The organism is Metabacillus fastidiosus NBRC 101226 (assembly GCF_001591625.1).
Taxonomy (GTDB): domain Bacteria; phylum Bacillota; class Bacilli; order Bacillales; family Bacillaceae; genus Metabacillus; species Metabacillus fastidiosus.
In genome coordinates, this window is sequence record NZ_BCVG01000115.1 from 1 (window position 1) to 11,150 (window position 11,150).

The window sequence follows — 11,150 nt, forward strand, 5'->3', positions numbered from 1 at the left end:
TTACTGCCCGTTAAGGCTGGGATAAAAAGAGATTATTAAGCTTCATACAAATGAGCCTAACAATCTCTCTCATCCCATTCCCTATCTCAAAAAATCAAAATAATTCCTCTTCAAATGCCTCGGCGTCTTCATCAGCTCCTCAAACGTCAGCGACTCCGGCACCTGCTTCAAATTAATCAGCATGAGCTGAACCTCAATCTCCTCCACCGTCTCCTCCATCTGATATTCCATCCCGCAGCTGGGGCATTTCACACATGGTGTTTTTTTAATCTGAACTGCCCGCGTTCCGTCGGGCAGCTCCCAGTACACATCGTTATGTGTTTGTAAAACATTCTCCGCTCCGCACCATTCACAATTCATGACCCTTCACCATCTTTAGTTTCATACTTCTCGAGCTCCTTCTTATATTTTCTTTCCTTCATTTCATCCCGCTTTTCCCTGCGGTCCTTTAATGTTGTATGAGATGGATCTGTTTCATAAGTTTCTCTTCTCTTCAGACGGTTTAAGTTATTCGGAGTAATCGTCAGATGTGTCTCTTCAAAAATTCCGGCGATTCCGATTTTCGATGTTTTTTGCTTTCTATCATTGTAAACGCTGTCAAAATATTCTTCCGCACGGCCTGGGATATAGTTTTCTGGTTCCGGATAGCTTGTGATGACACCTTCAAAGTTTCGGAGTATGATTTTGTCGGAGCTCTGGGAGATAATGTAGTTCGGCTGTAAGGAAATTTTGCCGCCTCCGCCAGGAGCATCAACCACAAATGTTGGCACGGCATATCCTGAAGTATGTCCTCGTAACCCTTCCATTATTTCAAGTCCTTTTGAAATTGGTGCGCGAAAGTGTCCGATTCCTTCTGATAAATCACATTGGTAAATATAGTACGGTCTTACCCTTATTTTTACAAGATCATGCATTAGTTTTTTCATAATTCCGACGCTGTCGTTAATACCAGCTAAAATGACGGCCTGATTGCCAACAGGTACTCCTGCATTAACAAGTTTTTCACATGCCTCTTTCGCTTCTTCTGTTATTTCAATCGATGTATTAAAATGAGTATTCAGCCAGACCGGGTGATATTTTTTTAAAATATTACATAAATTATCCGTAATCCGCTGCGGAAAGACGACAGGTGCCCTCGTGCCGATCCGAATAATTTCTACATGCGGGATTGCCCTTAAGTTTTTCAGAATGTATTCGAGTATCTGGTCGTTAATTAACAGTCCGTCGCCGCCAGATATTAATACGTCCCGGACTTCAGATGTATTTCTTATATAATCAATTGCCGCATCCATTTGTTTTTTCGGAACTCCCATGCCGATTTGTCCTGAGAATCGTCTTCTTGTACAATATCGGCAGTACATGGAGCATTGGTTCGTCACGAGAAACAGTACTCTATCGGGATAGCGGTGTGTCAGTCCCGGTACTGGAGAATCCTCATCTTCATAGAGCGGATCTTCAAGATCATATTTTGTTTTATACATTTCTTTTGAAATTGGGACAGATTGCATTCGAACCGGGCATCTTGGGTCATCTGGATTCATTAGCCAAGCATAATATGGGGTAATATTAAGAGGAATCGTCTTCGTTGCGATTTTCACGCCTTCTTCTTCTTCTTTTGTTAGATTGATGACCTTTTTTAAATCATCGAGTGTTCGAATCGTATGTGTAAGCTGCCATAACCAGTCATTCCACTCCTCATCCGTGACATTTTTCCAAAGATCAAATTCTTTCCAATGTCTGCTTGGTTTGTATAAATCGAATTTCATAATCATTCCCCCAATCTCATTTACAACATACTATGCAAAAAGATAATATAGGAGAGACTATCCAGGCTGTTTTTACGTTCACAAAGTTTTATTTCGAGATAAATCCTTGCACCAAACATTCATATTTTCCAGCTCTTCGTATATATAACAATTGTTTATCAACCTTCCCGTATATGTGTAATGAAGCTGATAAAAGACTTTGTTCATTCCGAAAGAAGGGGCACGCGCAATAGAATAGGCCGAAAAAATATGTTTCTTTCTTAATTCTTCTTCTAAAGCGGTAATGAGATGCTGCATGAATTGATGTTTGCGGTAAGGAGGTAATGTTGCACAATCTGTTATTTCGGCATTGCAATGTTTATCATTTATTTCGGCTGATGCCGCGCTTATAATTTTATTCTCATGCTCAATACAGTAGTAAATCGTCCCCTCCTTCATCGTTTTTTCAATATAAGAAGGATCCGTAATTGGTACAGGATAAATATCAAAAATTTCTTTATATAGATTTGATAATGAAAGGCAGTCATCTATTACCGCTTTTCTTATGTGAAAGGAGGCCGAAATATCTTTTAAAGGACTGATTTCTAATGCTTTTACGTTTTCGATCAGCCTGTCTTCATCTATCCATTTGGAAGTCGTTCTTCTTATTTCATTTAAATATTTACAATATATATAAGCATGTTCCGTGTAAAAATAGTTTTTTATGACCGCTTCGAGCGTAAATCCGCTTTCGAGCAGTAAAAGCTGATCAGCTGATTTTACTTTTATGATCAGCTTTGTGAACTTATTTTCACCCGCTATTTCCAAACAGGTATTCAATAATTCTCGCAAATTCCCGCGGTATTCTTCTATTTTTAATCTTTCATTATAAAAGTCCAGTATAGTGAGAGCCGCAAATGCTGTATTTGTCACCATTCTTTCTTCCACTGTTCTCTTTCTGATCCATCCCACCCCCAACATGTGAAAAAAGGCCTCCTTACACCATTTTATACTTCATACCCCTTTATTATTCTCGTTCATTTCTCTCATATTCCGTAATAGAACTGCGGTTTCTAATTCCTGAACGACGCAGATGAAGATCGGAAACAATGTTTACTTCTGCTTCTGTAAAAATCTCATTCCATTCATCTTCCAGCTTCTTAAACGACTTGTAATCTTGTCTTCTCAGTACTTCACCGAATCCAAATATATCTGAATGATATTCGGACTGTACCTTCTCAATCGTTCCTTTTATCATTTTGCTTATTTCCTTATTCATATAATCCTCATATAGATTCATTGTTTTAATGAGTTTTAAATCGTGTGAGCATTGGGTTCCAAGCAGTTTTGCCTCACCGTCAATTTCAAGATCTATGTAAAGCCTGCCATTTTTATACTGAACATTCTTATCCGTCTTAGATGATATAATTTGAATATCAATATAACGATTATCCTGCTCACAGGAAACAGTTAAAACAGTTCTTTTCAAATTTTGTGTCCATAAATAATTTCGTGTATCTTCCACAGACATCACACCTGCTAATTTATCAGCTTTAAATACCGCCAGCCCGTCCAGCACAAAGTTCGCCGGTGGTACGACTTCTTTATTGTTCTCTACTGATTTCCCAACAGCCGGGTTTCCTTCAATTGTAACAGCCTGCGCAACCGGATTTCTCCCTTTAGATGTTAACGCGCGAATGAAATCAGTCATTCTTACATTAGGATCTCCTCCCCATTCTTTAAAGAAGTTCTGAGCCTGAGTATTCATTTTTATTCCTGGAATCTTCTGTACCGGATCGACTACTGTAATCACATCAGAAGCTTTTACTCCTCTTGAAATAAAAATATTAAAATCATTGCGTATTTCGCCGGTTCTTTCAAAGAAATCAAGAAATTCAAGCAAGCCTTCCTTTGCGATCTCCTCATCAATAACAACGACTCTCGTATGGGAATACTCAGGGCTTCTCATTAAGCCTTTCGTTACTTTCGTCGTTAATTCAGCAATCGAATTCCCTTCTAAGCTGTAGGAAATAACAGGTGTATTTCCTTGTGCACCTTGCTTCGAAAGCTCTGAAGCATTAATTACTTCAACGGTAAAACGGTATTTATCCCTTTCTCCCTTCTCCACCGCGATCCCGGATACAATCCCGATATCATTCAATTCCTTGTGGTCCCAGCATGCCGTTAAGAAAAAAAGAGAAAGCACCATTCCCCCTAATAAAATGTTTTTTTTCATTTTTTATTCCCACCCTGTTTCGCCATATTATTTTCCATTTTTGGTTTTAAATAAGTTGGCCTTTTCTTATTTGCCCCGATTGGAAAACGGATAAAAACATCATCCTGGTTATCAGGTGATAGAGGGGCAATTGGTGTTAAATAAGGAATACCGAACGATTTTAAACCGGATAAATGAGCAACCATAATAACAAGCAATAAAAGAATAGCGTACAATCCCATAGCCGAGGCTCCTAATATTAGGACGAACCTTAATATTCTCGTTGCGATCGAAAATTTGTATATTGGTGTAACAAAGCTCGAAATAGCTGTAAAGGCAACGATAATGACGAGTACATTTGATACAATTCCCGCTTCCACCGCTGCTTGTCCAATCACAAGGGCGCCGACGATCGATACTGTCTGTCCGACAACTCTCGGCATTCTGACACCCGCTTCCCTTAATACTTCAAAGGCAAACTCCATTATTAAAATTTCAATCACAGCCGGAAAAGGAACACCTTCCCTCTGTGACTGGATACTAATCAATAACGGTGTCGGAAGCAGGCCAACATGGTATGTCGTAATAGCTACATATAAAGAAGGCATAATAAGGGCTATCATAAAAGAAATATAACGGATTATCCTTAAAAAAGACGCCATAAAAAAAGGCTGGTAATAATCTTCCGCCGTCTGAAAAAAATCAGAGAAAACACATGGTGCAAGTAATACAAAAGGACTGCCGTCTACTAAAATCGCAGCCTTTCCCTCCATTAAATTCGCAGCTATGGTATCAGGTCTTTCCGAGTTGAAAATAAGTGGGAACGGCGTATATATATTATCGGAAATAAGTTCTTCTATATTCCCTGAATCTAATATAGCCGGGACATCAGATTGTTCAATTCTCGTTTTTATCTCTTTAAGAGTTTCTTCATTCATTATTCCTTTGACAGATGCTATGACGACTGTCGTCCTTGATTCTGAGCCCATGATAAACTGCTCGAAGGTCAGGCGGGGATTTTTTATTCTTCTTCTTATGAGACTTATATTTGTTTGAATAGACTCAACAAAACCGTCTTTAGGCCCTCTAATAACTGTTTGTGTGCTTGGCTCTGTAATGGAGCGTGTCTCAAATCCATTTACCTCAATTGCGAGTGCTTCTTTATAACTATCCAAAAATACAATGACGGCACCGTTCAAAATATTCCACACACATTCATGATAAGTTTTAACAAAAAAACTTTTTTGATCAGTGAAATAAGACTTTTGAATATGTGAAAATGATATATCTTCTTTTGAAGATAACTGAATGACTGTCCCTTTCACTTCTTCATACACACGCTCCGCATTTACCATTGAATTTAAATAAACGACTAGTCCCTTTTTTCCCGCCATTATTATTTCGTTTACAGTAAAATCGATCGAACTGCTGAATATTTCGTTTAGAGCGTCTTCATTGCTTTTAACATTGCTGCTAAGTTCTCTGTCTGTTTCCGAATTTTCTACTATCTCATTGAAGGAATTAGAAGTTTTATTATTTTTATTTTTAAAAAATTGTCCTGTCAGCTTCAATTTGCTCCCACCTTTTTCTTTATTTTTTTAATCATTAACAATAAAAATAAACAAAAAGGAATGATGAACTGAAAAGGTACGTTAAGAAGGAGAGGGATGACTTTCAAGCCTTCTTCAATATGCTCGACATAAGTATCAGCAACAAATACGGAAATGAAAGCAACAATCATACTCATTGGCAAAACAAATTTTCTGTAAGAAATATCCGCAATATGCTGTATACCTAATAATCCTCCATAAAAAAGGATACCGGCTTTCACAATAACTCCCAGCATCATCACAAAGACGATAAGAAGGTCGACACGTTCTATAAAATTTAAAAGCGATATTTCCCTTGCCACGTTCAATAAAGGGAAATTGGATCTTATCCTCATGTCAGAACCTAAAGTCATAATCTGAATAAGAGTTGAATAGCAAAGCAAAAGAAAACTGATAAATACCCCGAAAGCAACTACCTTTGCCAGCTGCTTCTTTCGTCCCGAATGTTGAAACAGCATTGTAAAAACAATTAGCTCACCGTATGGAAATGTAATCATGGACGGAAAAACACTTTTTATGATCGGCTGAATTCCTTCTGGCATAATAGGAAGAAGATTTTCAAACTCCATATTTCCGCTGAAAAGAACTCCAAGTCCTACAAAAATAATAAATATCGCAAAATAAGGAAAAAAAATCTCAGTTGTTCTGCTTAATATTTCAATCCCAAGCTTAAGCATATAAGCAATCGTCAGCGTTAATGTGACACAAAATACTTCAAGTGGAGTATTAACAAAAATGGAAGAAACCATGAGTTCTCCCAAATCTCTTATAACAACGCCTGAGCTATAGAAAAAGTAAAGAATATACAGAAAGATTAAAAACTTTGCAGCCCATTTTCCCACTGCTTTTTTCATTAGTAAATAGTAATTTTTCTCATTCGAATATTTTATTAAATAATAATAAAGGAGCATAATGGCTGTACCAATCACTCCACTCACAATAACAGCAATCCAGGCATCCTGCCCTGCCTCATAAGCCTGGCCGATAATAACGGAGCCTCCCATATTAAAAAGCGTTATTAAAACGAAAAATTGCCAAAGAGTGATCATTTCTTTTTTGTTCGATTGCATTACATAATCCTCCTAAGCTATTTCTCCTTTTTTCTTTTACGATCTATTATGATGCAATTGATAAGGGCCATTATAATAGGGATATACATAAACCATTTACGGGTACCCGGATCATAATGAAGGAAATAAAAAAAATGCTGTAATATCGAATCCCCGTAAATGAATGTATCAATAAAAGCCATTAACAGCATTACCGCTATAAAAATTCCGATATATAATAACGTTACCATGCTGCACCTTCCTGCCTGTTAATATATCCATTATTTGCCGATAGTTCATATTTTATGTATGTTCTCTTTACCAAATTAAAAAGCCGATTCATTAAAATGAATCAGCCCGTCTGTTCTAAACCGCACTAGTCTACCGGTCCGCACCATTCAATAAGCAGACACGCAATAATTTTTGCCGCATCGATCATCTTCTGTATTTCAATATATTCATTCGGAAAGTGAGCAACTTTCGTTTCACCCGGACCAAAAACAACGGTTGGAATATGGCCTGCTTTTGATAATAATCCTCCGTCTGTTCCCCAAGGAGAAGCTTCAATTACTGCATCTTCCCCTCGCAATGCTTTATATTCCTTTTTCAACAGAGTAACAAGCTCATGGTCACCAGGCATTTCATTCGGAAGCCACCTTGCACCAAACCATTCAAGCTCGACAGGATTATCTTTGAACCAGCCGTCAATTTCACATAATGTATTTAAAAAATCTCCCACTTCTTTTTTCGCATCATGAATATCTTCATTTGGAGCTATTCCGCATCTTCCTTCTAAAATGACTAAATCAGCGACAGAAGACGGCCATGTTCCACCGCTTATCTTGCCAATATTAATCGGGATAGGAATCGGAATATTTTTATATAACGGGTCGTTTATACGGTCATTTCTTCTTTTCTCTAATTGCCTTAATTGCTCAATAACAACCATACTCTTCTCGATAGCGCTTACACCTTCGTATTTTGTGCCTCCATGCGCCGCTTTCCCCTTTACCTTCAGCCTGAACCACATGGAGCCTTGCTGTTTCGTGAATATTTTCATATTTGTCGGTTCAGGAATAATAGCTCCATCTGCCTTATACCCTCTCAGTATCGCAGCAAGTGTTCCCGCTCCGCCGCTTTCCTCTTCTATAACACTTTGAAAAATAATGTCTCCTTTAAGCTTTATATCATTTTCTTTAATTGCTTCTATCGCCATAAGCATGGCAATATTTCCGCCTTTCATATCTGTCGTTCCACGCCCGTACACTTTTCCGTCCTCTATTTCAGCTTTATACGGATCATGCTCCCATTGTTCCAGATCACCTTCAGGGACAACATCGATATGTCCGTTTAAAATAATCGATTTCCCGTTCCCGCATCCTTTTAAAAGAGCAACAATATTAGGACTGTTTTTAAAATGATTTCTCACCGTGAAAAAATGAGGATGTGATTCCATCAGCTTTTTACTCGGCTCCCATAAATCAATCGCGAGGCCTAGCTGGCGGCATTTCTCTAAAATAATTGCTTGTGCAGACGCTTCCTCTCCTTGAATACTTCGCTCCTGCACAACCTGCTGAAGCAATGTAACGGCGGACTGTTCCTGGCTTTCAATCCATCTGCATACCCTCTTTTTTAACTCTTCCATCCCCGCATCCATCCCCTTTTTCAAAAAATAACTTCTATCTCTTTTCTTATTTTTAAAGGAGCAGCTGTTGAATGAATAACTTCCTCTACTGTAAATGGAGACATAATACCGGTTAGTACAAGCCCCTCATTCGTCACTTCAATAACAGCTCTATCTGTAATAATGAGCTGTACACATGCTTTTGATGTAAGCGGGAGGGTACATGTTTCCATTATTTTTGGCTCCCCTTTTTTCGTTACATGATTCATAAGAACGACGACTTTTTTTGCTTTTTGGGCAAGCTCCATCGCACCGCCCATCCCCGGTACAATTTTCCCCGGAACGATCCAGTTTGCAAGATCTCCTTTCTCACTCACCTGCAGGGCACCGAGAATGGTCATATCGATATAACCTTTACGAATCATCCCAAATGCGATGGAGCTGTCAAAATAGGAGCTTCCTTCACAGACTGTTACAGGGTAGCCCCCGGCATTGCATAAGTTTTTATCTTCAAGCCCTTTAGCAGGCGATTTTCCGATCCCAAGTATTCCGTTTTCCGCCTGGATCATCACATTTTTCTTATTTTCTAAAAAATTGGCGACAAGTGACGGAATCCCTATTCCTAAATTAACGATCATGCCATCTGAAATTTCCTGTGCAGCACGTCTTGCAATTCTCGATCTGATCTCTATTCCCAAACCCATTTCCAGTTCACCCCATCTGTTTTTATGACAGCTTGAACGAAAACACCAGGTGTAATAATGGATTCCGCATCGAGAGAACCGTCTGGAACAATCGATTCGACTTCCGCGATTGTATAGTCAGCAGCCATTGCCATTAACGGATTCATATTTCTTGCGCTTTTATCGTAAATAAGATTACCGAAATGGTCGCTCTCTTTTCCAAAAATAATTGCTGTATCAGCAGTTAAAGCTGTTTCGAGTAAATATTTACGACCATCAGCTTCCACGATTTTCTTTCCTTTTTGCACGATTTCATTATCGATGCCGACATCTGTTAATACACCACCTAAACCAACACCGCCGGCACGGATTCTTTCTGCCAATGTTCCTTGCGGAGAAAATTCCACTTCCAGCTTGCCTTCTTCCATCAGCCTTCCTGCAATTGGATTTGAACCGATATGGGAGACAATTACTTTTTTCACCCTCCCGTTTGTAATCAGTTTACCGACGCCGATTGCAGGAAAACCTGTATCATTGCATATAATCGTAAGGTCTCGGATTCCCCGCTCCAGTATCGCCTGAATTAGTGTTGGGGGATTTCCTATTCCACCAAAGCCGCCGATCATAATCGTTGATCCGCTCTTTATGACATCAAGCACTTCTTCTATTTTTTTCACTTTTTGACCCATTTGCCCACATCCCTTTTAAGAAGAGATTCCAAACTGATTTTCTATCTCTTTTATCGTCTTTTTAAATAAAGAAACAAGCTCATCCATTTCAAGCTCTGTAATCGTAAGAGGCGGTGCAATTAATACAGCATCACCTGAATCCCCTTCTATTCCTGCCGCTGACGGATAGATTAATAGTCCATTTAGTTGTGCTTGCTTTACTATCATATTTGTGACATTCATCTGTTTATTAAAAGGTTGTTTATTTTTGAAGTTTGAAATAAATTCGATTCCAATTAGAAGACCTTTTCCTCTAATATCACCGATCATATTTGAAGATGTTTGAAGATGCTGAAGCTTATTTAGAAGATATTTTCCTTTTTCTCTCGCGGCTTCTGTGAGTGAATAATCTTTCATATAATCAAGCACTGCCTGCGCCGTTGCTGCTGATTGCGGATTCGCACTGTACGTATGTCCGCTCATAATCTGCTTGGAACCCGAGAGAATTGGCTCCATTACACGGTCGCTTACAACTGTTGCTGCAAGCGGTGTATAACCGGCCGTTAAGCCCTTTCCAAGCACGATCATATCAGGGCGGGTATTCCAATGCTCTATCGCAAACATTTTTCCGGTCCGGGCAATTCCCGTCATTACTTCATCTGCGATAAAGAGCACTTCGTGGCGGTCACAAACTTCCCTTATCTTTTCATAATATCCGTCAGGAGGTGTAATAGCCGCTCCGGCTGCTCCGACAATCGGCTCTGCAATGAAGGCAGCAATATGATCTTTTCCAATCCTTTTTATCGCTCTTTCCAGTTCATTTGCACATTGAAGACCACAGCTCGGAAATGATTCATTATATGGACAACGATAACAATATGGAGGCGAAATAACAGGATTTTCATCGAGCAATGGAACAAATCGATAACGGCGGTCCGTATGGCCTGACAGTGATAATGCACCGATTGTAATTCCATGATAGCTCATCCATCTTGATAAAATTTTCGTTTTCCGGTATTGTCCTCTTTCCTGCCAATATTGAATCGCAATTTTCATCGCTGTCTCAGTTGCTTCTGAACCGCTGTTGACGAAAAAAGTCCAATTTAAATCAGCCGGTGCCAGTTTCGCGATTGTCTCCGCTAATTTTTCCGCCGGCTCTGTCGTAAATTGAGATCGGTAGACGAATGAAACTTTTTCTGCCTGTTTATTCATTGCCTCAATTATTTCTTTTACCCCATGTCCTAAACTGCATGTAACAGCTCCGGAAGAACCATCCAAATATTTTTTCCCGTCTTTATCATATAAATAAACGCCTGAACCATAGCTTATCTGTTTATAAGATTCATTGATCACTGGTTTAATTAAATAATCCCTCTTCAACATATCACCTCAATTTCCATCCTTAATTATGTGTATGACTGGAAATTAGCACTTATTATCTCAGGGGAATGTAATAATAAATTTAATTTGGCTCAATATTGATGTAATGACATCCTTCCTGTTTCCTCTATCACAGAAAAGAGGGGGGCGCTGTTTAATAAAGTGAAACTTCTATT

11 protein-coding genes are annotated in these 11,150 nt (G+C 38.9%); all 11 read right to left on the minus strand.

Going from position 1 to position 11,150, the window contains the following annotated elements; genetic code table 11:
- Positions 1-81 precede the first annotated feature (81 nt).
- A complete protein-coding gene (locus BFA01S_RS18575; protein ID WP_066234276.1) occupies positions 82-360 on the minus strand; it encodes a YokU family protein in 279 nt (92 codons plus the stop codon).
- Positions 357-1,766 carry a lysine 2,3-aminomutase gene (gene kamA / locus BFA01S_RS18580; protein ID WP_066234280.1) on the minus strand — a complete coding sequence of 470 codons (1,410 nt, stop codon included), beginning with the start codon at positions 1,764-1,766 and terminating at the stop codon, positions 357-359. Before kamA ends, BFA01S_RS18575 begins: the two co-directional genes overlap by 4 nt.
- Before the next feature lie 78 nt (positions 1,767-1,844).
- Positions 1,845-2,726, minus strand: a complete 882-nt coding sequence (gene ablB / locus BFA01S_RS18585; protein ID WP_235843066.1) for a putative beta-lysine N-acetyltransferase — start codon at positions 2,724-2,726, stop codon at positions 1,845-1,847.
- 46 nt (positions 2,727-2,772) lie between these two features.
- Entirely contained in the window at positions 2,773-3,981 is a 1,209-nt protein-coding gene (locus BFA01S_RS18590; RefSeq protein WP_066234283.1) for a Ger(x)C family spore germination protein, read from the minus strand.
- Positions 3,978-5,531: a spore germination protein gene (locus BFA01S_RS18595; protein ID WP_066234288.1), complete on the minus strand. Its 1,554-nt coding sequence runs from the start codon at positions 5,529-5,531 to the stop codon at positions 3,978-3,980. The genes BFA01S_RS18590 and BFA01S_RS18595 overlap by 4 nt, the downstream gene beginning before the upstream one ends.
- A complete protein-coding gene (locus tag BFA01S_RS18600; RefSeq protein WP_066234290.1) occupies positions 5,528-6,640 on the minus strand; it encodes a GerAB/ArcD/ProY family transporter in 1,113 nt (370 codons plus the stop codon). The genes BFA01S_RS18595 and BFA01S_RS18600 overlap by 4 nt, the downstream gene beginning before the upstream one ends.
- A gap of 17 nt (positions 6,641-6,657) precedes the next feature.
- Positions 6,658-6,870 carry a hypothetical protein gene (locus tag BFA01S_RS18605; RefSeq protein ID WP_066234293.1) on the minus strand — a complete coding sequence of 71 codons (213 nt, stop codon included), beginning with the start codon at positions 6,868-6,870 and terminating at the stop codon, positions 6,658-6,660.
- A gap of 125 nt (positions 6,871-6,995) precedes the next feature.
- Positions 6,996-8,264: a peptidase gene (locus tag BFA01S_RS18610; RefSeq protein ID WP_066234309.1), complete on the minus strand. Its 1,269-nt coding sequence runs from the start codon at positions 8,262-8,264 to the stop codon at positions 6,996-6,998.
- 20 nt (positions 8,265-8,284) lie between these two features.
- Positions 8,285-8,947: a 3-oxoacid CoA-transferase subunit B gene (locus BFA01S_RS18615; RefSeq protein WP_066234299.1), complete on the minus strand. Its 663-nt coding sequence runs from the start codon at positions 8,945-8,947 to the stop codon at positions 8,285-8,287.
- Positions 8,932-9,615, minus strand: a complete 684-nt coding sequence (locus tag BFA01S_RS18620; RefSeq protein ID WP_066234302.1) for a CoA transferase subunit A — start codon at positions 9,613-9,615, stop codon at positions 8,932-8,934. Before BFA01S_RS18620 ends, BFA01S_RS18615 begins: the two co-directional genes overlap by 16 nt.
- A 15-nt stretch (positions 9,616-9,630) precedes the next feature.
- Positions 9,631-10,974, minus strand: a complete 1,344-nt coding sequence (locus BFA01S_RS18625) for an aspartate aminotransferase family protein (RefSeq protein ID WP_066234311.1) — start codon at positions 10,972-10,974, stop codon at positions 9,631-9,633.
- Between the last annotated feature and the right edge of the window lie 176 nt (positions 10,975-11,150).